The 22,650-nt window shown below is 57.1% G+C and carries 19 protein-coding genes; 7 read left to right on the plus strand and 12 right to left on the minus strand.

All coding sequences use genetic code 11. The features are described from left to right. Positions 1-4: 4 nt before the first annotated feature. The 11 genes from efp to prpB all read right to left on the minus strand — a co-directional run bounded on the left by efp (position 5) and on the right by prpB (position 13,076). Positions 5-562, minus strand: a complete 558-nt coding sequence (gene efp / locus ACLPGZ_RS08510) for an elongation factor P (RefSeq protein WP_003802564.1) — start codon at positions 560-562, stop codon at positions 5-7. A 72-nt stretch (positions 563-634) separates the two neighbouring features. Beyond that, complete coding sequence (earP, locus tag ACLPGZ_RS08515) at positions 635-1,774, minus strand: elongation factor P maturation arginine rhamnosyltransferase EarP (RefSeq protein WP_302357086.1); 1,140 nt, start codon at positions 1,772-1,774, stop codon at positions 635-637. A gap of 1 nt (position 1,775) precedes the next feature. Beyond that, on the minus strand, positions 1,776-2,987 hold the full coding sequence (locus ACLPGZ_RS08520; protein ID WP_009457724.1) for a DUF2863 family protein: 1,212 nt from the start codon (positions 2,985-2,987) through the stop codon (positions 1,776-1,778). A gap of 236 nt (positions 2,988-3,223) precedes the next feature. Further along, positions 3,224-5,146 (minus strand): TRAP transporter large permease, encoded by a 1,923-nt coding sequence (locus ACLPGZ_RS08525; RefSeq protein ID WP_060185716.1) that lies wholly within the window; start codon positions 5,144-5,146, stop codon positions 3,224-3,226. After that, a complete protein-coding gene (locus ACLPGZ_RS08530; protein WP_009457722.1) occupies positions 5,143-5,775 on the minus strand; it encodes a TRAP transporter small permease subunit in 633 nt (210 codons plus the stop codon). The genes ACLPGZ_RS08525 and ACLPGZ_RS08530 overlap by 4 nt, the downstream gene beginning before the upstream one ends. 138 nt (positions 5,776-5,913) lie before the next feature. Further along, positions 5,914-7,080 (minus strand): TRAP transporter substrate-binding protein, encoded by a 1,167-nt coding sequence (locus tag ACLPGZ_RS08535; protein ID WP_009457721.1) that lies wholly within the window; start codon positions 7,078-7,080, stop codon positions 5,914-5,916. A 324-nt stretch (positions 7,081-7,404) separates the two neighbouring features. After that, a complete protein-coding gene (acnB, locus tag ACLPGZ_RS08540; RefSeq protein WP_022983544.1) occupies positions 7,405-9,990 on the minus strand; it encodes a bifunctional aconitate hydratase 2/2-methylisocitrate dehydratase in 2,586 nt (861 codons plus the stop codon). 139 nt (positions 9,991-10,129) lie between these two features. Beyond that, positions 10,130-10,405 carry a GNAT family N-acetyltransferase gene (locus ACLPGZ_RS08545; protein ID WP_009457716.1) on the minus strand — a complete coding sequence of 92 codons (276 nt, stop codon included), beginning with the start codon at positions 10,403-10,405 and terminating at the stop codon, positions 10,130-10,132. Positions 10,406-10,416: 11 nt separating this feature from the next. After that, positions 10,417-10,818 carry a hypothetical protein gene (locus tag ACLPGZ_RS08550; RefSeq protein WP_035270831.1) on the minus strand — a complete coding sequence of 134 codons (402 nt, stop codon included), beginning with the start codon at positions 10,816-10,818 and terminating at the stop codon, positions 10,417-10,419. Positions 10,819-10,908: 90 nt separating this feature from the next. Next, a complete protein-coding gene (prpC, locus tag ACLPGZ_RS08555; RefSeq protein WP_009457712.1) occupies positions 10,909-12,072 on the minus strand; it encodes a bifunctional 2-methylcitrate synthase/citrate synthase in 1,164 nt (387 codons plus the stop codon). Between the two features lie 104 nt (positions 12,073-12,176). Then, on the minus strand, positions 12,177-13,076 hold the full coding sequence (gene prpB, locus ACLPGZ_RS08560; RefSeq protein ID WP_429641129.1) for a methylisocitrate lyase: 900 nt from the start codon (positions 13,074-13,076) through the stop codon (positions 12,177-12,179). Between the two features lie 254 nt (positions 13,077-13,330). Here prpB and prpR point away from each other — a divergent pair, with 254 nt between their 5' ends. The 4 genes from prpR (at position 13,331) to ACLPGZ_RS08580 (ending at position 19,626) form a co-directional block, all read left to right on the plus strand. Further along, the gene (gene prpR / locus ACLPGZ_RS08565) at positions 13,331-15,247 is read left to right on the plus strand and encodes a propionate catabolism operon regulatory protein PrpR (RefSeq protein WP_268380575.1); all 1,917 of its coding nucleotides are present in this window, start codon (positions 13,331-13,333) and stop codon (positions 15,245-15,247) included. A 108-nt stretch (positions 15,248-15,355) separates the two neighbouring features. Continuing rightward, entirely contained in the window at positions 15,356-15,856 is a 501-nt protein-coding gene (locus ACLPGZ_RS08570; protein ID WP_035270828.1) for a sigma-70 family RNA polymerase sigma factor, read from the plus strand. 108 nt (positions 15,857-15,964) lie between these two features. After that, positions 15,965-16,960 (plus strand): FecR family protein, encoded by a 996-nt coding sequence (locus ACLPGZ_RS08575; protein ID WP_083054010.1) that lies wholly within the window; start codon positions 15,965-15,967, stop codon positions 16,958-16,960. Between the two features lie 299 nt (positions 16,961-17,259). Next, the gene (locus ACLPGZ_RS08580; RefSeq protein WP_254002815.1) at positions 17,260-19,626 is read left to right on the plus strand and encodes a TonB-dependent siderophore receptor; all 2,367 of its coding nucleotides are present in this window, start codon (positions 17,260-17,262) and stop codon (positions 19,624-19,626) included. 72 nt (positions 19,627-19,698) lie between these two features. On the opposite strand, the gene ACLPGZ_RS08585 is transcribed toward ACLPGZ_RS08580, so the two are convergent. After that, complete coding sequence (locus ACLPGZ_RS08585; protein WP_022983546.1) at positions 19,699-20,688, minus strand: malate dehydrogenase; 990 nt, start codon at positions 20,686-20,688, stop codon at positions 19,699-19,701. A gap of 289 nt (positions 20,689-20,977) precedes the next feature. Here ACLPGZ_RS08585 and ACLPGZ_RS08590 point away from each other — a divergent pair, with 289 nt between their 5' ends. The 3 genes from ACLPGZ_RS08590 to sdhD all read left to right on the plus strand — a co-directional run bounded on the left by ACLPGZ_RS08590 (position 20,978) and on the right by sdhD (position 22,647). Then, entirely contained in the window at positions 20,978-21,748 is a 771-nt protein-coding gene (locus ACLPGZ_RS08590) for a GntR family transcriptional regulator (RefSeq protein ID WP_009457695.1), read from the plus strand. A gap of 102 nt (positions 21,749-21,850) precedes the next feature. Further along, positions 21,851-22,264, plus strand: coding sequence for a succinate dehydrogenase, cytochrome b556 subunit (sdhC, locus tag ACLPGZ_RS08595; protein ID WP_009457694.1), 414 nt, complete (start codon positions 21,851-21,853; stop codon positions 22,262-22,264). Beyond that, a complete protein-coding gene (gene sdhD / locus ACLPGZ_RS08600; RefSeq protein WP_003802535.1) occupies positions 22,264-22,647 on the plus strand; it encodes a succinate dehydrogenase, hydrophobic membrane anchor protein in 384 nt (127 codons plus the stop codon). Before sdhC ends, sdhD begins: the two co-directional genes overlap by 1 nt. The last annotated feature ends 3 nt before the right edge of the window (positions 22,648-22,650 follow it).

The raw sequence follows: 22,650 nt of genomic DNA on the forward strand, positions 1-22,650 counted from the left end.
TTTCTTACATCACGCGGCTGCGGTATTCGCCAGTGCGGGTGTCGATTTCGATCTTGTCACCGATGTTGCAGAACAAAGGCACGCTGATTTCGGTGCCCGTGTTGATCTTGGCAGGCTTCAGCACTTTACCGGAGGTATCGCCTTTCACGGCAGGTTCGGTGTAGGTGATTTCGCGCACGATGATGGTGGGCAGTTCAACCGAAATAGCACGGCCTTCGTAGAAAACGGCCTCAACGGACATGTTTTCTTCCAGGTAATCCAGGGCGTCGCCCATGCTTTCAGCTTCGATTTCGTACTGGTTGTACTCTTCGTCCATGAAGACGTACATGGGGTCAGCAAAGTAGGAGTAAGTGCATTCGCGCTTTTCCAGCTGAACCACTTCAAATTTTTCGTCAGCTTTGTGCACGGCTTCGCTGTTCGAGCCGGTCAGCAGGTTCTTGAACTTCAATTTGACAACGGCGGAGTTGCGACCGGATTTGTTGTATTCCGTTTTCTGAACGACCAGAGGGTCGCCATTAACCATCGCGACGTTACCAACGCGCAGTTCTTGTGCGGTTTTCATTAAAAAAACTCCGAATGGGACAGGCTCCGCCAAACGCAGTGTCAGGGAGCTTTTAAGAGGTAATCCGTTATTTTAGCGTTTTCGGGCGACTTGGGTGTAAAAACTCAGCAAACTGCTGGCCAAATCGGCTTGTTCAGCCAGTTTTTCACTATAAGTACGGGCTTCTTGTTGCCATAGACGCAACACCTTGGGGTCCAGGCAGCGGCTCAAGGCAGTGGCGGCGCCGGCCTGATCGGCACTGCTCCAGGCCAGATGCAGGGCTTGAACCGGCTTGGGCAAATTGCCGGTATCCAGCCAGGCTTGCAGCTTGTCCAGATGGGCCTGTTCTTCCTGTACGTAAGGCTGCCACAGCATGGGCTGAGCGGCCCAGATGGCGCGTACCAGGGAGTCCTCGCCACGCACAATATTCAGCGCGCTACGCCAGAGCAGGGCATCAAAATCGGCCTGATTCACAGCGGGGATGCGCTGAACGTGCAAGTGGCCTTGCTCCAGATCCGGGATACCTTGGGCAACAGACTCGGGCACCAGCAGCAGGGTTTTCTGCTTTAGCGTGGATAGCACTTCGGGCAGGGCCAGCACGGGCGCATCGGGATAGCAGAACAGGAACATTTGCTGCATCTCGCCCTGGAGCAGGGCTTGAATGTGCTCCTGCGCCACGCCCAGACGACTCAGCATGGCCTGGTAGGCAGCATCGTCCCTTTGAAAGGCGTCGCGACGGGCCAGCAGATCGCTTTCACGCAGCAGCCCCCCTGTTTGCGGGACAAAACCGGGAAAGAAGAAATATTTGTTCGCACCACCGGCTTGTGGGGAGGGCAGGCCGTGGCAGCCCTGTACCCAGGGCTCGGCGCTCAGGTAATCCAGATTGATCCACACATGGCTATCTGCCGTCAGTTGCCGTGTCATGGCTTCGGGCGGTTCGCAGGCAAAGGCCTCGATCACGAAGGGATGTGCTGCGGGGTATTCTTGGCGCGCGTCGTGCCAATGCTCAATATCTACGCCCTGCAGTTGCTGGCTTTGCCGTTCGCTTTGAATTTCGGACTGGATACGGCTGAAGCTGTGCAGATCATCTACCCACAGGCGTAGCTGGGCGACCTCGGGTTTGGCAGCTAACTGACGGGCCAGCCGCCAGCACACGCCTATATCCCCCAGATTGTCGATAACACGGCAAAACAGGTCTATGGATACAGGTTGGGAAGCAGTAGCGGTGTTCAATTTAGTGCAGCTGTACGGGGTCCAGATCGATTTCGTCCGGCAGTTCCGGGTGCTGCATCTCGCCGTTGATGTCCGGGAAGAAGGGCGCGTTGCAATCGTCGCAGGTCTCGGTGGAGTGCAGGCCGGGCAGGCGCTGAATCTGGACCAGACCCAGGGTGCTGAGCAGGGCGGCAATCACGTCCGGAATGTCGATATGGTCGTCGCTGTGGAAAGAGGACTCGGCTTCTTCCTGGCTCAACACAGGCCAGATACAGCCATAAATCACAGTGGGCGAGGAAATGGTGCTAAAGCCCACGCGATATTCTTCGACTTGTTCTTCACCGCAAGCAACGATGACCGCACGCAAATGGTCGGGCGAGAGCTTCACGGCTGTTTGCAGCCAGGTGATACCGGCCTTCAGGGCCAGTGGGCGAATCTCGCGGTCCGACTCGCGGTTATTGACGTAATAAGCGTTGGGAGCCAGAAACTGCAGCTGGCAGCCGGTAAACAACGGCGTGACGATGGCGGAGTAACGCTCCACCCATTGCTCTACCCAGCGCAGGTGGTCGGCTTGCAGATTGTCGCTGGATTGCTGCCAGCGAAACAGGGGCTGACCGACCGGAGCCATGACGACACCAATCAGAAAGCGGGCGTCGGCCAACAGGCTGCTGGCTTCTTCGGGTTTGTTCAGTGGAGCAGGCTCCTGGCTGCGGCCCAGAGCTTGCGCAGTCAGGCTGCGCGTCCAGGCGTAAGCCTGCTGGTAGGTCTGCGGCATCTCGTCGTAATTGACCAGATTGGGCAGCAGGGCGCACATTGTGCCTTCGGCCAGAACCGTGGCGCGCAAGGCCTCTTCCAGTTCCTTGTGTTGCTGGGGTTTCAATACTCCCTGGGGCAGTTGATAGCGTGTCCAGGCGGTCAGCGGGGCCGAAAACAGCAGGGCGTCGTACAGCACACCGTCATGCTCGATTTGCTGACACTCGGCGTGGGACTCGGCCAGTTCCATCAGGATTTCGTAATGCTGGTTTTGTTGCTGGCTGCCCAGCAGTTCCAGTGTCTGTTCAACCGCTGTATTGCGGCGCCCGCTATAGAGCTTGTCCAGCAATTGAGCGGTCAGCCCTTGCCAATAGCGATCTTCGATCTGCGAGCCGGAACGTACCAGTGCGTCGGTGTAATTGATCAGACGCTGGATTTCTTTGGGTTGTTGGGCGAGCAGTTTGGAATTGAGTTGCGACATGGACATACAAAACCGAGAGAGGGACAAGCTAGTTTACCCTTTGCCACGACCGGGGTGTGTGAATGAGGGTAGCCCCTAGGGGATGGCTGGTAGAGTTCTGGTGCTTGCAAAATAGAGGCTGGCGATAATTTGTGCCTTATCAGGCATGTACGCGGGGGGCCGCCTCCATGCACCCGGTGCTTCCCCTGTGATAGCGGGGGAGGCACCGGGCCCGGTCCGATGTTGGCAGTTTGCGATCAGTACAACACGCTAGGTAGCCACAGGCCGATGCCAGGGAACAGGTACAGGATGATGATCGCCAGGATCTGGATGCCCATGAAGGGCATCATGCCCAGGAAAATCTGGTTCAGGGTGACATGGGGTGGCGAGACGCCCTTCAGGTAGAAAGCCGACATGGCAACCGGTGGTGACAGGAATGCGGTTTGCAGGTTCAGGGCGACGAGCAGGCCGAAGAACAGAGGGTCGATCTGATAGTGCGCCAGCAGTGGCAGGAAGATGGGCATGAAGATGATGATGATCTCTGTCCATTCCAGCGGCCAACCCAGCAGGAAAATAACGATCTGCGCCAGGATCATGAACTGAATGGGTGTCAGATCCATGGACAGCACCCAGCCATTGATCAGTTCCTGACCACCCAGCAGGGCAAAGGCGGCCGAGAAAATACTGGAACCGACGAACAGCCAGCAGACCATGGCACTGGTCTTGGCGCTGAGGTACACCGATTCGCGCACCATGGAGAAATTCAAGCGGCGATAGGCGAAGGCCAGCAGGATGCCGCCCAAGGCACCCAAGGCCGCCGCCTCGGTGGGAGTGCACAGGCCAACGATAATACTGCCCAGCACGGCAAGGATCAGCATGGTCAGCGGAAAGAAGGAACTGAGCAGCATCTTGAAGATTTCCAGCCGTGCGAAGTTCAGCATGGCGTAGTAGCACAACAAGGCCAGACTGCCCACGATCAGAAAGATCCAGAATGTCATTGGCGCGGCTTGGCGCTCTGCCGTAGTGGTTTCTTCGGCTGCCTCTGCTGCAGCTGCGGGAGCTTCTGCGCCCGGTTCGCTGGCACCCAGCGCCACGAGTGGCTCGCTGCCTTCAGGTTCGGATAAACCGCCAGCACCCGGAGGTTCTGCCAGCCCACCGCCACTGTAGTCACTGTCGAAGTTGTTGAAACCGCCGCCCATTTCCTGCAGCTCGTAGTGCTCGGCTACTTTGGGTGCAGTGACTGACTGATAGCTAAAGCCCATGACAGCGATGAAGATCACAGCGGGCAGCAAGGCCACGGCCAGATTCTTGACCAGCAGCTTCATGGGCACGTCGACGTTGCGAGGCCCCTTCATGGCGTTGATCAGGCCGGGTACAGCACGGTCTGTAATGGTCTCCTTGATGGTTTGTGCGAAGGCTGGCAGAGGCACGATCCGGTCTTCCGCGGAAAGCGGAGGCGCGACACTGGGCTTGAGCTTGGCCAGAATGATGACGTACACCACGTACAGGACAGCCAGCATCAGGCCGGGGAAAAAGGCCCCGGCATACAGTTTCACGACCGAGACACCCGCGACGGCGCCGTACAGGATCAGGAGTACGGAGGGGGGCAGCAAAATGCCCAGGCAGCCCCCAGCGGTAATGGAGCCAGCCGTTAGCTGCACGCTGTAACCCGCCCGCAGCATGGCGGGCATCGCCAGCAGGCCCATCAGTGTCACTACCGCACCCACAATGCCCGTAGCTGTCGCAAAGATGGCGCAGGTGGCAATGGTGGCTACAGCCAGCGAACCTGGAATTCGTGCCATGGCCAGGTGCATGCCCTGGAACAGGCTCTGGATCAGGTTGGCGCGTTCAACCAGGTAACCCATGAAGATGAACAGAGGCACCGCAATCAGCACGTCGTTGGTCATGACGGCGTAGGTGCGCAGAACCATCAGGTCCAGGGTCTGCTGGATTGCTTGCTGCGTGCCCATGTCGCGATAGGCCAGCCAGGTAAAGATCACCCCCATCCCCATCAGGGTGAAGGCAGTGGGAAAGCCCAGCATGATGGTGACGACAATCAGGGCCAGCATGAGCAGGCCCAAATGGCCGTTGCTCATGTCTGCTGGCGCTGGCATGAAGATGGCAATGCTCAGGACAATGCCGATCAGTATGGTGAGCCCGAACCAGATTTCTTTTCTCATGTTGGACTCCCTTTCTTGCCGTCGCCTGTGACAAAGGCATCCAGTTTCTCAATGTCATCGCTTTTGACGTCCACCATATCCATGAGCTTGTCGACATCGACTTCCTCAACGTCCTTGTCGCGCGAAGGCCATTTCCCGTCTCGCAGGCAGCGTACGCAGTACACCATTTCCACGAAGCTTTGCAGCAGAAGGCAGAAACCGGCCAGCGGGATGATGGCCTTGAACGGGTAGATGGGCGGTCCGTTGGCCGTGATATTGGAGTGCTCCGTGATGGCCCAGGACTCGGCTGCGAAGTAGTAACCGGCCCAGAACATGGCGACCACACCAGGGATGAAGAACAGGATGTACAGGATCAGATCCAGGGCTGCCTGCAGACGGGGTGGAAAAAAGCCGTACAGCACATCCCCGCGCACATGGCCGTTCTTGGAGAGCGTGTAGGCACCGGCCATCATGAACAGGCCACCGTACAGCATGTTCATCATGTCAAAGGCCCAGGCGTGCGGGTTGGAGAGCACGTATCGAGAGAAGACCTCGAAGGAAACGAACAGGGTCAATGCCAGGACTAGCCAGCCGAACAACTGGCCTATCCACGTATTGAACCGGTCGATAAAGACCAGAATTTTCTGCATGGTAGGTTCACCTTGCTAGCGCGGAAAGGGTCTGATGCGTGTCGGCTGCGGCTTGGGGCGCGGCCGGCCTGGAGTGGGGCAGGAGACGTCATCCACATCCGGCTGGACGGGATGACGCAGTGCAATTGCCGTTAGGGGTCAGCTTTTGGCTTGGGGGGCCTTGCGACCGAAGTAGTGGTTGTAGGCCATACGGCGGTTATTGTTGGTGTCCATGTCCCACGCCATGGCGCGTGCCGCGAACGCTCGTTGCGATGCGTCGATTTCCTTGAAAAGGGGGTTGGTCTCGGCCTTCTTGGCAACGATCTGGTCCCACACGACCAGTTGTTGCTGCAGGATGGTGTCGGGCGTTTTGTAGAATTTGACGCCGTCTTCCTTTTGCAGGCGTTGGTAGTCCTGCGAGTAACGGTCCACCGCCTTCCAGGACATGTCGGCCGATGCGGCCTCCACGGCGTTGTCGACGATGGCCTTCAGCTGTGTCGGCAAGGCGTTGTACTTGTCCTTGTTGAACATGATCTCGAAGGTTTCTGAAGCCTGGTGAAAGCTTTGCAACATGCAGACCTTGGACACGTCCGGAAAGCCCAGAGCGCGGTCCGAGGCGGCGTTATTGAACTCCGCACCATCGAGCAGGCCGCGGTCCAGTGCCGGAACAATTTCACCGCCCGGCAAAGCATTGACGGCCGCGCCCATTTCAGTGAACAGGTCGATAGCCAGGCCATTGGTGCGGAACTTCAGACCCTTGAGGTCTTCAGTCTTGGTGATGGGTTTCTTGAACCAGCCGAACGGTTGCGTGGGCATCGGGCCGGTCAGGAAGGAGACCACATTGCCACCGATGGCATCGTAAAGCTTGGCCAGCAACTCCTTGCCACCGCCATATTTGTGCCATGCCAGCACCATATTGGCGTCCATGCCGAAGGCCGGTCCTGACGAAAACAAGGCCAGGGCGTTCTGCTTGCCGTAGTTGTAGCCCAGCACGCCGTGGCCCCCGTCCAGCGTTCCCTTGGAGACGGCATCCAGCAGGCCAAAGGCCGGTACAACAGCCCCTGCGGGCAAAACTTCGATTTTCAGATCTCCACCGGTCATGTCGTTGATCTTCTTGGCGAAATCAAGAGCGAATTCGTGGAAGATGTCGACGGTGGGCCAAGTGCTTTGGAAGCGGAAGTTGATGGGACCCTGCGCGCGAGCGATGGCAGGAAAGCCCATCGTTGCTGCAGCCGCGGTGCCGGCTGCAGCACCGCTCAGGAACTTGCGCCGGGATGCGCCAGTTTGTGCTTGAGGCGCGGTGCTTTTTTTGATCCTGTTTCTCATGAGGTGTGTCTCCGAAGTGGCTGTAAGCGTTCGAGAGCAAACTGCAGCAATCTGATGTGTTTTCAGCTTTATTTCAGTCTTCTTTCAGTTTGCTTTCAGCTTTATATGCGATTCGAACACTGGCCGTACATAAGGAGTAACCACAATGATGATAGGGGTATACCCGTGGGCAGATAAGCGTGAGTGTGTGCACCTTTAGCGACGGGTGGGCTGTGCTGAACAGGCTTTTTACAGGCCTCTTGAGAGGGAAGTCATTTCAAACAGGCAAAGAAAAACGCCTTCGCCGCATGAAGCGGCGAAGGCGTTTTTTGCAAGCGCTAGGGCTTACAGACCTACGGAGTCAGCAATTTCCTTGAACTCTTCGATCTGGTCGAAGTTCATGTAGCGATAGATGTCTTCGCTATTGGCTTGCAGAACGCCCATGTCGGCCAGGTACTCTTCGCGGGTCGGGATGCGGCCCAGACGCGAGCAGATGGCAGCCAGTTCAGCCGAACCCAGGAACACGTTGGTGTTCTTGCCCAGACGGTTGGGGAAGTTACGGGTGCTGGTGGACATGACGGTGGCGCCTTCGCGAACCTGTGCCTGGTTACCCATGCACAGCGAGCAACCGGGCATTTCCATACGAGCACCAGCTACGCCCAGAACGCCGTAGTGGCCTTCTTCGCTCAGCTGTTGCTGGTCCATCTTGGTCGGAGGAGCGACCCACAGACGGGTTGGAATGTCGCGCTTGCCTTCCAGCAGCTTGGAAGCGGCACGGAAGTGACCGATGTTGGTCATGCAGCTACCGATAAACACTTCGTCGATCACGGTGCCGGACACGTCGGACAGCGTCTTCACGTCGTCTGGGTCGTTCGGGCAAGCCACGATAGGTTCGTGGATTTCAGCCAGATCGATGTCGATCACAGCGGCGTATTCAGCGTCTGCATCGGGCTCCAGCAGTTCCGGGTTGGCCAGCCAGGCTTCCATGCCCTTGATACGACGGGAGATAGTGCGCTCGTCTTCGTAGCCATTGGCAATCATCCACTTGAGCAGCGTGATGTTGCTGTTCAGGTATTCGATGATGGGCTCTTTGCTCAGGCGCACGGTACATGCAGCAGCGGAGCGCTCGGCCGAAGCGTCGGACAGCTCGAAAGCCTGTTCGATCTTCAGGTTGGGCAGACCTTCGATTTCCAGAATGCGACCGGAGAAGATGTTCTTCTTGCCGGCTTTCTCGACGGTCAGCAAGCCTTGCTTGATGGCGTACAGAGGAATGGCGTTAACCAGGTCACGCAGGGTGACGCCGGGCTGCATTTCGCCCTTGAAGCGCACCAGCACGGATTCTGGCATGTCCAGAGGCATCACACCGGTAGCAGCGGCAAAGGCCACCAGACCGGAACCAGCGGGGAAGCTGATGCCGATAGGGAAACGGGTGTGCGAGTCGCCGCCAGTGCCCACGGTATCGGGCAACAACATGCGGTTCAGCCAGGAGTGGATGATACCGTCGCCTGGACGCAGGGAAACACCACCGCGTGTGCTGATGAAAGCAGGCAGTTCGTGGTGAGTTTTAACGTCAACAGGTTTGGGGTAAGCGGCGGTGTGGCAGAAGGACTGCATTACCAGATCGGACGAAAAGCCCAGGCAAGCCAGGTCTTTCAGTTCGTCGCGAGTCATTGGGCCAGTCGTGTCCTGGCTGCCAACGGTAGTCATGCGTGGTTCGCAGTAGGTACCGGGACGCACGCCCTGGCCTTCAGGCAGACCGCAAGCACGGCCAACCATCTTCTGGGCCAGGGAGAAGCCTTTACCGGAGTCGGCAGGGCTTTGTGGCAGGCGGAACAGGGTGGTTGGGGGCAGACCCAGTGCTTCGCGAGCACGGGTGGTCAGGCCACGGCCAATGATCAGGGGAATACGGCCACCGGCGCGCACTTCGTCAAACAGGACGTCGGACTTGACCTGGAATTCGGAGATCAGTTCGCCATTCTTGAAGGCCTTGCCTTCGTAGGGACGCAGTTCCACCACGTCGCCCATTTCCATTTTGGAAACGTCCAGTTCGATAGGCAAAGCGCCGGCATCTTCCATGGTGTTGTAGAAGATGGGAGCAATCTTGCTGCCCAGACACACGCCACCAAAGCGCTTGTTGGGAACGAAAGGAATGTCTTCGCCGGTGAACCACAACACGGAGTTGGTGGCCGATTTACGCGAAGAACCGGTACCGACCACGTCGCCCACGTAGGCAACCAGGTGGCCCTTTTCTTTCAGGGATTCGATAAAGCTGACAGGACCTTTCTTGCCGGGCTCTTCAGGTTCGATACCTGGGCGTGGGTTCTTCAGCATGGCCAGAGCGTGCAGCGGAATGTCCGGGCGGCTCCAGGCGTCAGGGGCGGGGGACAGATCGTCCGTGTTGGTCTCGCCGGTGACTTTGAAAACGGTCACGGTCAGGCTTTCTGGAACTTCAGGACGGCTGGTGAACCACTCGCCGTCGGCCCAGCTTTGCAGCACTTCTTTTGCAAAGGCATTGCCCTTTTCGGCTTTTTCCTGAACATCGTGGAAAGAGTCAAACATCAACAGGGTGTTTTTCAGGCCGTTGGCGGCGATCTGGCCCAGTTCAGGCGAATCCAGCAGATCGATCAGCGGGCTGATGTTGTAGCCACCCAGCATGGTTCCCAGCAGCTCAGTGGCACGCTCGCGGCTGATCAAAGCACAGGTTTCTGTGCCCAGCGCGATGGCGGCCAGGTAGGAGGCTTTCACTTTGGCAGCATCGTCCACACCGGCGGGGACGCGGTGCGTCAGCAGGTCGACCAGAAATGCTTCCTCACCGGCAGGTGGGTTCTTGATGAGCTCGATCAGCTCGGCGGTCTGCTGAGCCGACAAAGGCAGCGGGGGAATGCCCAGAGCAGCGCGCTCGGCAACATGTTCGCGGTAAGAGTCCAGCATAGTGCGGGTGCCTATCGGTAAATGGTTGATATGAAAATGCAATAAATCGCGTGTTGCCCCAATTGTAATTTGAAGCGCGCAGCGAAGCAATGGTCTTATATCTTATATAAGACTTACGGGAACCTGAATATTGCCGGGCTCAGGCCAGCAAGTCGGCGTATTCAGGGTGGCGGCGGAAATAGACCACGGCATAGCTGCAAACGGGGCGCACTTTCCACTGTTGGTTTTTTGCCGTTTCCAATGCGAAGCGGGTCAGTTGCCCCGCAATGCCGCGGCCTTCCAGCTCGGGCGGCACACGGGTGTGGGTGATGCTCATGACAGCATCGTCCAGTTCGTATTCGATCACGCTGCGGCGGTTTTCAATGTCGCAGTAAAACAGACGCGCTTGCGGGTCGTGGTGGATCTCGGTAGTCATGGCAGACTCCTTCAAGTGGGGTTGGAGTGCAGGGCGATCAGAATCCAAACAGCCAGCATGGCGATCATGCCCAGAAAGCAGCCGCCCCACAGCCCCATCAGGGGCCATTTGATGCCCATGGGGACATCATCGGGTTGCACGTGCTTGAGTAGCCGGTTGGCATTGCCAAACAGCGAGTTTTGGCGTTTGGGGAAATTCAGACGTAAAAAATAATCCAGCAGTACGCCTGCCTTCAGCGAAAAACTGAGTTTTTCCCAGGGGTACTGATCCAGATAAGGGTGACGCAACACCTGGTTGCTGCGGCGCAGATTGAAAAGCAGTAAATAAGCGCCGGAGACCAGACTGGTCAAGGCACAGGCAATCATCAAGGTGCCGGCCAGCGGCAGGGCGTAGCGTACAAATTCAGAGAGCATTGAAGTCACCAGCAAGACGGCCCCGCGTGCGCAATGCAGCGGGGCCGTGTGGGTTAGATCACAGGCAAATAATAGCCCAGGATCTGTGACTTATGGGCGCTGATCCAGAGGCACAAAGCTCTGGTTTTCAGGGCCAATGTAGTTGGCGGTAGGACGAATAATCTTGTTGTCCACGCGCTGCTCAATGATGTGAGCCGCCCAGCCAGCCGTACGCGCGATCACGAACAAAGGCGTGAACATGGCAGTAGGCACACCCATGGTGTGGTAGGACACGGCCGAGAACCAGTCCAGGTTGGGGAACATTTTCTTCACTTCCCACATCACGCTTTCCAGACGTTCGGCAATGTCGAACATGCGGGTGTTGCCATCGGCTACGGCCAGCTCTTTGGCCACCGATTTGATCACTTCGTTGCGTGGGTCGGAGATGGTGTAGACAGGGTGACCGAAGCCAATAATGACTTCCTTGTTTTCCACGCGCTTGCGGATGTCTTCTTCAGCCTGATCGGGGTTCTCGTAGCGCTTCTGGATTTCAAAAGCCACTTCGTTGGCACCGCCGTGCTTGGGACCGCGCAGGGCGCCGATCGCACCAGCAATCGCGGAGTAGAAGTCCGAACCCGTACCGGCGATAACGCGGCTGGTAAAGGTGGAGGCGTTGAACTCGTGCTCGGCGTACAGGTTCAGCGAGACATGCATGGCTTTTTCCCACTCGGCCGATGGCTTCTCACCATGCAGCAGGTGCAGGAAGTGCGCGCCGATACTGTCGTCGTCGGTCTGTACGTCGATCATCTCGCCGTTGTGGCTGTAGTGGTACCAGTACAGCAGGGCCGAACCCAGGCAAGCCATCAGACGGTCGGCGATGTCGCGTGCGTCGGGCAGGTTGTGGTCGTCTTTTTCAGGCAGCACGCAGCCCAGAACCGACACGGCAGTACGCATCACGTCCATGGGGTGGCTGTGGGCAGGCAGGGTTTCCAGCGCGGTTTGCAGGGCCAGAGGCAGGCCACGCAGACGCTTGAGCTTTTGTTTGTACGCGCGCAGTTCGTCGCGGTTGGGCAATTTGCCGTGGATCAGCAAATGAGCCACTTCTTCAAATTCGCAAGCCTGGGCCAGGTCCAAGATATCGTAGCCGCGGTAGTGCAGATCATTGCCACTGCGACCGACCGTGCACAAGGCGGTATTGCCTGCAACAACGCCAGACAGGGCAACAGATTTCTTGGGCTTGAAGCCAGTGCTAGGGGTGTTCTCAGTACTGCTCATAAAGGTCTCCTGGTTGCTGGGCAGCCAGCACGAGGCTGGCTGCTGAATGGGGTTTTACCCGCGCGACGGCCCAGTCAAGGGGCCGGGCGGGAGCCTGTGGTGGCTCAGGTCTTCTTGTTTTTCTGGAACAGCTTGTCGAGGCTTTGCTCGTAAGCATGGTAGCCGATACGATCGTACAGTTCTTCACGAGTCTGCATCAAATCGATGACATTTTTTTGATGTCCGTCACGACGGATCGCCTGGTAGACAGTTTCGGCGGCCTTGTTCATGGCGCGGAAGGCAGACAGGGGGTAGAGCACCATGGCGACATTGGCCGAAGCCAGCTCTTCCACCGTGAACAATGGGGTTTGGCCGAATTCGGTAATGTTGGCCAGCACGGGGACATCCAGCGTTTCGGTAAAGCGACGGTAGGTGTCCAGGTCGTAGCAAGCTTCAGCAAAAATGCCGTCTGCACCTGCTTCCACGCAAGCCTGGGCACGTTCCAGAGCAGCGTCCACGCCTTCGACGGCAATCGCGTCTGTACGAGCCATGATGAAGAACTCGGGATCGGTACGGGCGTCAACAGCGGCTTTCACGCGGTCGGCCATTTCACCAGTGCTGACGATTTCTTTGCCGGGGCGGTGACCGCAACGCTTGGCGCCAACCTGATCTTCAATGTGGCAAGCGGCAGCGCCGAACTTGATCAGGCTTTTGATCGTGCGGGCAATGTTGAAGGCCGAAGCGCCAAAGCCGGTATCAATGTCCACCATCAAAGGCAGATCGCACACATCGGTAATGCGACGAATGTCGGTCAGCACGTCGTCCAGCGTGTTAATGCCCAGATCAGGCAAGCCCAAAGAGCCAGCCGCGACACCGCCACCCGACAAGTAGATGGCGCGGTAGCCGGCGCGTTGGGCCAGCAAAGCGTGGTTGGCGTTGATGGCGCCGATGATTTGCAAAGGCTGTTCTTCACGCAGGGCCTGGCGGAAACGGGCGCCTGCCGATGTCAGTTGGTTTTGGCTCATTTGGGGCTCCAGATCACAAGATATAAAAATGTCGTCAGCGTAGTGCTGCGATGGGTTGGTTCTACTAAAGCAAATGCTGTGCCAAGTTCAAATATGGGGGCGATGAAAAGCCTGAACCCAGAGGAGGCGGGGATTTCTCGCGTGGAGCGATGTCGTCGCTCCCTTCCAGGAATATTGTCTTTTTCTGTTTTGTGTTTCAATATTGAAACGTAATTTGAAACAGTGTCGCATTATTGAAGCCCGGGTGAAACCATATGCCTTATCCTTCCTCCCCGCCTGCGCGTCTGCGTCTGGTAGCTTTTGGCCTGCATGGACTGCGTTCTCTATTGGAAGAGCTGGTGCCGCAGTTTCGCGCCCAGGCCGAAATACTGATTGTGGACAAAGCCTATGGCGAGGCCGTGGAGGCCGTGCAGGTTTTGCGACAAACAGGCGAAATTGACGTGCTGGTGTCTGCCGGTTCCAACGGCAGTTATTTGCGCGAACACCTGGACTTGCCAGTGGTGTTGGTCCATCCCGGTGGCTTCGACATTATGGGCAGTCTGGCCTCGGCACAGGCAGAGCGCAAAGCGGTGGTGACCTATGGCGAAATGCCGCTGGAGCTGATGGAGTTCGTGCAGCGTTTTGATCTGCCTGTGGAGTTACGTAGCTATCGCAGCGAGGCTGATGCGCGTAGCTGTGTCCAGGATTTGAAAGAGCTGGGCGTGGAGTGGGTGCTGGCACCCGGTCTTGTGGTGGATCTGGCGCGCGAGAATCAGATGGAAGGCGTGCTGCTGTATTCACAAGGAGCGGTGCGACAGGCTCTGGAATCCGCTATCGAACTGGCTCGCGTGGCTCGCGCTGAGGCTGCTCGCCGGGATCGCTTGAATACGATTCTGGCGCAGTTGCGTGACGGCGTGGTGTCAGTGGACAGGGACGAGCGGATTGAAACCGTGAACCCGGCGATGGAAGCCTGGTTGGGCCAACCGGCTCAAGCCATGATTGGCCGTCGTTTGGGTTCCTTGTATCCCGAGCTGGATCTGGCTGGCACGCTGCGCAGTCTGGAAGTGCAGTTGGATACGGTGCAGCAAGTAGGTGGCCGTACCGCGATCGTGACCCGCATGCCGATTCTGGAGCAGGGGCGCTTGAGCGGGGCAGTGCTGCTTTGCCAGGACCCGGCAGCGATTCAACGACTGGACCGCAGCTTGCGTTCACGCAGTCAGCAAGCCGCATCGCGTCATGCCCGTTACGAGCTATCTGATCTGGTGGGGCAAAGCTCGCCCATGCGCAAGCTGCGTGCTCAAGCCCAGGCTTGCGCTCAAAGTACAGCCACAACCTTGATTATTGGTGAAAGCGGCACAGGCAAGGAATTGCTGGCTCAGGGCATTCACAGCGCCAGCGCCAGACGCGCGCAACCCTTTGTGGCCGTGAACTGCGCGGCTTTCCCGGACAGCCTGTTGGAAAGCGAGCTGTTCGGGTATGTGGAGGGGGCATTTACCGGCTCCAGTCGAGGTGGCAAGGTGGGGCTGGTGGAAGCGGCCCACACCGGCACCCTGTTTCTGGACGAGATCGGCGAAATGCCCTTGCCGCTACAAACCCGTTTACTGCGTGTGCTGCAAGAAAAAGAAGTGCTGCGTATCGGGGCGATTGAGCCAACGCCGGTAGATGTGCGCGTGATTGCGGCTACTCACCGCGATCTGGCCGCGCAGGTTAAAGAAGGCGTGTTCCGCCAGGATCTGTTTTATCGATTGAACATCCTGGTGCTGCGTTTGCCGCCTTTGCGTCTGCGCACGCAGGACTTGCCGGAGTTGGTGGAGCATTTACTGGCCAAGGTTGCCCAACGTCTGGGTGGTGCAAGCACGCTCAACCCGCAGTGGATGGCGGAGTTGCTTGAACTAGGCCGCCACTACACATGGCCGGGCAATATTCGCGAACTGGAAAACTTGATTGAACGTTTGATGGTCCTGGGCACAGTGCAAGGCGATCAGGCTGTGGTGCTGGAAGATATTGCGCCTGAGTTGCGGGCCGTGGTGAGCGAGCCCGCCTTGCCAGCCTTGCGTGATCAGCAGGAGCGCAGTGAACAAGAGCATCTGGCCAAAGTACTGGAAGAGTGTGGTGGCAACCGCGCCTTGGCGGCACAGCGGCTGGGGATTAGCCGTAGTACCTTGTGGCGGAAGTTGCGTAAAACGGAGTAGCTATCGGGTCGCTCCTGTGCTCGGAAACGATAAATTGATACGTCAGCTCATTATGAATGAGAATCATTGTTATTATGTCGACTTTCATTCTTTTGCAGCTTGTTCCGTATGCCCCGATCATCCGCGCCCAAGAAAACGTGGCTCGCTCATTACATTGAGCTGGTTGCGGCGTGGCGTCGGAAAGCACCTCATGAAGATAGCGAAGACGCTATGCAGGATGCAGCGCTGCGCTTATTGGAAAATGCTGCGGCTACGGTTGACAATCCGCGCGCGTATCTGAAGCGCAGCACCGCCAACGGCGTTATTGACCGTTATCGCCGCCAGGCGATTTTGCCTACCACTCCTTTGCACGAACTGGACGAGCATGAGCATCCGCAGGCCCCGGAGTTGGAGTCGGAGTTGGTCTCGCGGCAAATGCTGGCAGACTTGAAAAGCGCTCTGAATGAGTTGCCTTTGGTGTGTCAGCAGGTCTATGTGCGTCATCGCATTGAAGGCTGGACGCATGCGGAGATCGCGAGTGCCATGGGCATTTCCCGCTCGGTCGTCGAAAAGCACATGAGCCGCACGCTGCGCCATTTGAATAAAAAGTTACAGAAATATGCCTCTTGAACCGACAAATTGTTCGGGTCTTGCCCCTTCTCGAACGTCTATAGGTATGAAGGGGTATATTTCCATGCGGCTGCTTTGTTGTGCAGCTTGCTCTCTTGTTGTGCTGTGATGAAACCACCGAACGCTTCTTCCTCCTCGGTAGAACCGGACGAGCTCGCCGCTCAATGGTTTGCCTATTTGCATTCTGACGATGCTTCGTCGGAGGATTGGCGTGCGTTCGAGCAATGGCGACAGGCGAATCCCGAGCATGACCGGCAGTACCGCAATGTGCAGCGTATTTGGGATGCCAGCCTGCATATTCCCAAGGAAGAATGGAGCGAGATTCTATCGCGCCGCGAGGCTCCCAAGCCCGTCCCTGCACTGACGCGTCGACGCTTTGCCTGGGGGCTGGCGGGCATGTGTACCGCGGCCGTGGTAGGAAGCGTGGCCCTGAGTGGTGGCTGGTTGGAGTCGCCGCAACAGACCATGAGCTTATTTGCCCAGCGTGGTGAGCAAAAGCAGATGAGCTTGCCGGACGGTTCCGTGCTGGAGCTGAACTCGGGTGCACGCGCAACAGCGCGCCTTTACGAAGGCAAGCGTGTGGTTCAGCTGCTTGAAGGGGAGATCTTCTTCTCAGTGCAACATGACCCATCCCGCCCTTTTGTGGTGGAGGCGGGCGAGAGCCGAATCGTGGTAACAGGTACGCGCTTTAATGTGCGTTACGACGCTCAGACCACGCAAGTCAGTGTGGAGTCGGGCTCGGTCAATGTGTTCAATGGGCCGTGGTGGAATCGTCAGTCACGAGCTCTGGAAAAAGGGCAGGGGCTGGCTGTGTCGGACGAGTTGGGCTTGGGGCCGGTGCACCTGCCTGACCTGGACAGCACGCTGGCTTGGCGACGCGGCAAGATCGTCTTTGAAAATACGCCTTTGTTCCGCGCTGTTGCTGAGATCAACCGTTATCTGGATCGTCCCGTAGTGCTGGATGCACCGACACTACGAGATCATCAGATCGCGGGTATTTTCAGTGTGGATGACCCCCAATCGTTTCTTGAGATGCTGCCGGTTTTCGCTCCGGTGCTTGTGGTGCGTGCCCCGGATGGGCGCCTGCGCATCGTCGCCAAATAATTTCCTGTAATGCGCGAGCCGTGGTGTGAGCTTTCTGTTCTCGTCTGCTGTTACACTTTGTTTCGAAAATGATTCTCATTTCCCATCCGATGTTTGCGGGGCTGGCTCGTCTATAGACATGAGGGGGGAGGATTTGCGATTTGCGCACAGTCCCCTGAAAACACCTTTGGCCAAAGGGATATCTGCGTCAGACGCGAAACTTCATTTATGGAATTTGCAGGATTGTGAAAACGGCATCATTACGTGCGGCATCGCGCACGCCCTTATCGAGCATGCAGTTCAGCATGTCGGCCTTGGCCATGTCTATTGCGCTTGCGCTGGGTACGCTGCCTCAAGCTGCAGTCGCTCAATCAGCAAGCATTCAGTTCCACATACCGGCTCAGTCATTGAGCAAGGCGCTATTGGAATTTGGTGAGCAGGCCTCTTTGCAGATTTTCTTCTCCCAGGATGTGGTGCAGGGATATAGCGCTCCGGCGCTGACAGGCAGCCTGTCTCCCGAGGAAGGGTTGCGTCGCCTTCTGGCGGGTACCGGGATCGAGTTTGTGCGATCCGGAAAAAATGTATCGCTGCGGCGTCCTGCTCAGAGCGAGGCTACACAGCTGGCGCCTATTCAGGTCAAGGCCAGCCTGGATCCGACCACGGAAGGCACGGGCTCCTACACAACGCCGCTGACCAACACCGCAACCAAGATGAACTTGTCGATCAAGGATACGCCGCAATCCATCAGCGTGATTACCCGTCAGCAGATGGAAGATCAGCAGTTGAATACGATGACGGATGTCCTGGGGCAGACGCCGGGTGTGACCATGGCGCAGGACGGTGGCCAGCGCTTCAATATTTATTCGCGTGGTAGTGCCATTGATACCTATCAGCTCGATGGTGTGACCACGACGCAAGTGAATCAGACACGCACCATGCCCAGCACCTTGCTGGATATGGCGCTGTATGACCGGGTAGAGGTGGTGCGCGGGGCAACCGGTCTGATGACGGGAGCGGGCAGCCCCAGCGGAACGGTGAACTTGATACGTAAGCGCCCAACGAAGGAGTTCCAGGCCCACGTGCAGCTGGGGGCGGGCTCCTGGGATTTTTATCGGGCAGAAGCGGATGTGTCCGGGCCCCTGACTGAAAGCGGCAACCTGCGAGGGCGACTGGTTTTTGCCAAGCAGGACAACAACAGCTTCATGGATGCCTACAAGCAGGACAAGGATCTGTTCTATGGCGCTTTGGAGGCGGACCTGACAGAGACCACCTTGCTACGCCTTAGCGTGGATCATCAGCGCTACAAGGCCAAGGGCGCGCCTGGCGTACCCTTGATCTTTACCAATGGTGAAGCAACCGATTTCTCGCGCTCGACCAGCACGGGTGCCCGGTGGATGTATGACGAGTTCAAAACGACCAACTACACGCTGAACCTGGAACAGGATTTACCCAATGATTGGCAGTTCAAGGTGGCGGCCAATTACATGGATGTGGACCGGGATAATCTGAATGGCTCCTACCAGGTCGGCTCGGGTCGTTCTTTCCTGGATAAGGAAACAGGCAGTGCAGGAATGCTGCGCTATCGCGCAGGGGCTACGCAAAGCCAGAAAGGTGTGGATGTTACCTTGCAAGGGCCTTTCGAGCTGGGCGGGCGTCAACACGATTTCATTGCCGGATTCAATTTCCAGAACTATGAAAACAAGCATACGGGCTGGGATGTGGGCGTTTCCAAAGTCAATTTCTATACCTGGAATAACGAGCTGGAACGTCCTGCGAATACGGGGCAGGTAGGAGAGATTTTTAATGTGAAGTCTCGCCAGACAGGTGCTTATGCCGCGGTGCGTTTCAATCCGCTTGAAAGGACGCATTTGATTGTGGGTGCGCGGGTTTCCAGCTATGACTACGACTACTATTACGCCAGCCCAACTGACAAGTTCTTGCAGACCTATGGCATGCGTGAGCGTGACCAAATTACGCCTTATGTTGGCCTGGTTTATGACCTGACGCCTGAGCAAACCATCTATGCCAGTTACACGGATATTTTCCAGCCTCAGTCCGCGCAGGATCGTAATGGCAAGGTCCTGGATCCAATTATTGGCAAGAATCAGGAGCTTGGCTGGAAAGGCGAGTTTCTGGATCGTCGTCTGAACGCGAATATCGCCCTTTATCAGTCCCAAAAAGATAATGTGGCCGAGGAAGACGCGGGCTTTACGGTGCCAGGTCAGAATACCCAGGCTTTTCGTTCTGTGGATGGCGCCAAGACCAAGGGGATTGACCTGGAACTGGCTGGGGAGATCACGCCGGATTGGAATGTGCATTTCGGTTTCAGCCACTCCAAGACCAAAGATGCACAAGGCGAGCAGTTGCTGACAGTGCTGCCCGTGAACACCTTGCGCTTGTGGACGACATACCGTTTACCAGGCCAATGGAGTGCCTTGACGGTAGGCGGGGGTGTCAACTGGAACTCCAAGACCTCCTTACGCTTTAGCCGCTACAACAGCACCGTGGAGCAGGACAGTTATGCGGTGGTGAACTTGATGGCGCGCTATCAGTTCAACAAGAAATTTGCGGCGACTCTGAACGTGAATAACTTGTTCGACAAGACTTACTATCAGGGCATGGGCGGCAGCTACGGCCACTACGGTGCGCCACGCAGTGCATTCCTGAATCTGCGTTACGACTTCTGATGCAGGCAGGCTAGCCCTCAGGCAAAAAAATCCCCGCCAATCAGGCGGGGATTTTGCAGACTAGCGGGTCAATTAGCCCAGCAGGTCTTTCACGCCGTCACGCTCTTCCAGCAGCTCGTTCAGGGTGTGGTCCATGCGCTCACGCGAGAAGGCGTCGATTTCCAGCCCTTCAACACGCTTGTACTCACCGTTTTCGGTGGTCACAGGCACGCCGTAGATGATGCCTTCAGGAATGCCGTAGGAGCCGTCCGAAGGAACACCCATGGTGACCCATTTGCCGTTCGAACCCAGCACCCAGTCGCGCACGTGGTCAATGGCGGCGTTGGCAGCCGAAGCAGCCGAGGACAGGCCACGGGCTTCGATGATGGCGGCGCCACGTTTGCCCACGGTGGGGATGAAGGTTTCGCGGTTCCAGGCCTGATCGTTGATGATCGCGTCGATCTTCTCGCCGTTCACGGTAGCGAAACGGGTATCTGGGTACATGGTGGGCGAGTGGTTGCCCCAAACGATCAGGTTCTCGATGTCAGCAACAGCCTTGCCGGACTTGGTGGCCAACTGCGACAGGGCGCGGTTGTGGTCCAGGCGCAGCATGGCGGTGAAATTCTTCGCTGGCAGGTCAGGAGCGGACTTCATGGCAATGTAGGCGTTGGTGTTGGCAGGGTTGCCGACCACCAGCACTTTCACGTCACGGCTGGCCACTTTGTTCAGGGCACGGCCTTGTGCTGTGAAGATCTGGGCGTTGAAGGCCAGCAGATCTTTACGCTCCATGCCTGGGCCACGAGGACGGGCACCGACCAGCAGGGCGATATCAGCATCTTTGAAGGCGGTTTCAGGATCGCTGTGGGCGGACATGCCTTGCAGCAGCGGGAAGGCGCAGTCGTCCAGTTCCATCATGACGCCCTTCAGGGCCTTTTGGGCTTTCTCGTCGGCGAGTTCCAGCAACTGCAGGATTACAGGCTGGTCTTTGCCCAGCATTTCGCCAGAAGCGATGCGAAACAGCAGGGCGTAGCCAATCTGGCCAGCAGCGCCGGTAACGGCGACGCGCATTGCGGGTTTGGACATGAGAGTAAGACTCCGTTTTTGGGTTTGAAGACGGTGACGAAAAACACAGTTTAAATCTTTTGCAGACCGGGCGGCTGGCGTGGAAAACGGTTTTTCGCAAGAGGAAAAGCCTCTTTTTTCACTGCGCAGACTAGACCAAAACGATAGCGGCGTCAAACGTCTTATATCTTATATAAGACATAAGAGCGTTAGACATTCGGGGCCGGTCATGCGAAAATTAGTGCACTGTCTATTTTATGAACAAATGCGCGTTCCAAGCTGTATCTGTCGCGCATTTTTTATGAGCCCCATGTCTGATAACGTGCCGCCGCTACGCACCCAGGAAATCGAAAAATCCGCTCCTAGCGCGGCCTATAGCCCTCTGTATCAACAGATCAAGGCTTTGTTGCTGCAGGGGCTGGATCGTGGCGAGTGGAAGCCCGGCGAAGCCATCCCCAGTGAACTGGAACTGGCTGCCCGCTTTCAGGTCAGCCAGGGCACGGTGCGCAAGGCCATTGATGAGCTGGCCGCCGACAACCTCCTGATCCGTCGTCAAGGCAAGGGTACCTTTGTGGCCACCCATCACGAAGCTCGTGTGCGCTTTCGTTTCCTGCGCCTGGCCCCGGATGATGGCAAGCCTGTGGCTTCCCAGAGCCGTATTCTGGATGTGCGTCGAATGAAAGCGCCTACGGATGTTGCCGTGCTGCTGGATTTGCGCACCTCCGACATGGTGGTGAACCTGCGCCGGGTTCTGTCCTTTGATCAGGTCCCGACCATTTATGACGATATCTGGCTGCCTGGCTCCGTCTTCAAGGGTCTGACCCTGGAAGCCGTCGAGCAAAACAAGGGCCCGATGTACGCCTGGTTCGAGAGCAAATTCGGCGTGAGCATGGTACGCGCCGATGAAAAGATTGGTGCTGTCAGTGCCACCGAAGAGGCCGCCTCGGTCTTGCAGGTCGCTGCCGGTTCGCCGCTCCTGCACGTGGAACGCGTGTCCTATACCTATGGTGATCGACCGATGGAGTTGCGCCGGGGCTTGTACCTGACTGAGCGCTTCCATTACCGAAACACGCTCAGCTAGTTCGGCGGCATACGGTATTTGATACTGCACCGTAGTGTCAAATAGGTGAAAATACCAAGGTTAAAAATTTTATGACTTTTTTTTATCTACTTCGAGGCCATCATGTCTGATACCGCACCCAAGCAGCGTCCGCAGTATCGCAATATCAGCGTGCCGCAGATATTGAGCTACCGCTTGCCCCTGGCTGCAAAATCGTCGATTTTGCATCGTGTCAGTGGTGCATTGCTGTTTCTTTGCCTGCCGCTCGTTCTATTGCCACTGTTCTCTTTGAGCGTCAGCTCTCCAGAGTCCTTCGAGACCTTGCGCAGCTACGTCGACAACCCTGTCTGTAAGCTGATCCTTCTGGTCCTGATCTGGGGCTACCTGCACCACTTCTGTGCCGGCATCCGCTATCTGGCACTGGACCTGCACCTGGGTAACGACAAAGAGTCCGCCAAGAAGTCGGCCGGTATGGTGTTCGGGGTCAGCCTGGCGCTGACCGTTGTGTTTGGTTTGAAACTGTTTGGGGTGTGGTAATGGCAAATCGTGAGCGCATTGGCGCAAACCGCCTGGTAGTGGGTGCCCACTACGGTACCTTGGACTTTCTGGCACAGCGTGTCACCGCAGTCATCATGGCCATCTACACCTTGGTCATCATCGGCGGCATCCTGTTTAGCAGTGAACTGAATTTCGAGACCTGGCGCGGCCTGTTCTCGTTCACGGTCGGCTCCCTGCCTTTGGGTCAGTTGCTGGCAACCTTGTTCTTCCTGTCTTTGTCCTGGCACGCCTGGATTGGTGTGCGTGACATCTGGATGGACTACGTCAAGCCCGCTGGTCTGCGCTTGTTCCTGCAAGTGTTGACCTTGCTGTGGCTGGTTGCCAGTGTCGTCTTTTTTGCAAAAATTATCTGGAGTCTCTAAACC

The organism is Alcaligenes sp. Me129 (assembly GCF_050487245.1).
In the GTDB taxonomy this organism is placed as follows: Bacteria; Pseudomonadota; Gammaproteobacteria; order Burkholderiales; family Burkholderiaceae_B; genus Alcaligenes; species Alcaligenes phenolicus.

Excerpts from the sequence above, each read along its gene's own strand:
- ACLPGZ_RS08585 (WP_022983546.1), bottom strand. The coding sequence starts at position 20,688 with ATGTCCAAACCCGCAATGCGCGTCGCCGTTACCGGCGCTGCTGGCCAG.
- ACLPGZ_RS08580 (WP_254002815.1), top strand. The coding sequence starts at position 17,260 with ATGTCTATTGCGCTTGCGCTGGGTACGCTGCCTCAAGCTGCAGTCGCT.
- efp (WP_003802564.1), bottom strand. The coding sequence starts at position 562 with ATGAAAACCGCACAAGAACTGCGCGTTGGTAACGTCGCGATGGTTAAT.
- ACLPGZ_RS08575 (WP_083054010.1), top strand. The coding sequence starts at position 15,965 with ATGAAACCACCGAACGCTTCTTCCTCCTCGGTAGAACCGGACGAGCTC.
- ACLPGZ_RS08520 (WP_009457724.1), bottom strand. The coding sequence starts at position 2,987 with ATGTCGCAACTCAATTCCAAACTGCTCGCCCAACAACCCAAAGAAATC.
- ACLPGZ_RS08525 (WP_060185716.1), bottom strand. The coding sequence starts at position 5,146 with ATGAGAAAAGAAATCTGGTTCGGGCTCACCATACTGATCGGCATTGTC.
- sdhC (WP_009457694.1), top strand. The coding sequence starts at position 21,851 with ATGTCTGATACCGCACCCAAGCAGCGTCCGCAGTATCGCAATATCAGC.
- ACLPGZ_RS08535 (WP_009457721.1), bottom strand. The coding sequence starts at position 7,080 with ATGAGAAACAGGATCAAAAAAAGCACCGCGCCTCAAGCACAAACTGGC.
- prpR (WP_268380575.1), top strand. The coding sequence starts at position 13,331 with ATGCCTTATCCTTCCTCCCCGCCTGCGCGTCTGCGTCTGGTAGCTTTT.
- ACLPGZ_RS08570 (WP_035270828.1), top strand. The coding sequence starts at position 15,356 with ATGCCCCGATCATCCGCGCCCAAGAAAACGTGGCTCGCTCATTACATT.
- ACLPGZ_RS08530 (WP_009457722.1), bottom strand. The coding sequence starts at position 5,775 with ATGCAGAAAATTCTGGTCTTTATCGACCGGTTCAATACGTGGATAGGC.
- prpB (WP_429641129.1), bottom strand. The coding sequence starts at position 13,076 with ATGAGCCAAAACCAACTGACATCGGCAGGCGCCCGTTTCCGCCAGGCC.
- sdhD (WP_003802535.1), top strand. The coding sequence starts at position 22,264 with ATGGCAAATCGTGAGCGCATTGGCGCAAACCGCCTGGTAGTGGGTGCC.
- ACLPGZ_RS08550 (WP_035270831.1), bottom strand. The coding sequence starts at position 10,818 with ATGCTCTCTGAATTTGTACGCTACGCCCTGCCGCTGGCCGGCACCTTG.
- ACLPGZ_RS08590 (WP_009457695.1), top strand. The coding sequence starts at position 20,978 with ATGTCTGATAACGTGCCGCCGCTACGCACCCAGGAAATCGAAAAATCC.
- ACLPGZ_RS08545 (WP_009457716.1), bottom strand. The coding sequence starts at position 10,405 with ATGACTACCGAGATCCACCACGACCCGCAAGCGCGTCTGTTTTACTGC.
- prpC (WP_009457712.1), bottom strand. The coding sequence starts at position 12,072 with ATGAGCAGTACTGAGAACACCCCTAGCACTGGCTTCAAGCCCAAGAAA.
- acnB (WP_022983544.1), bottom strand. The coding sequence starts at position 9,990 with ATGCTGGACTCTTACCGCGAACATGTTGCCGAGCGCGCTGCTCTGGGC.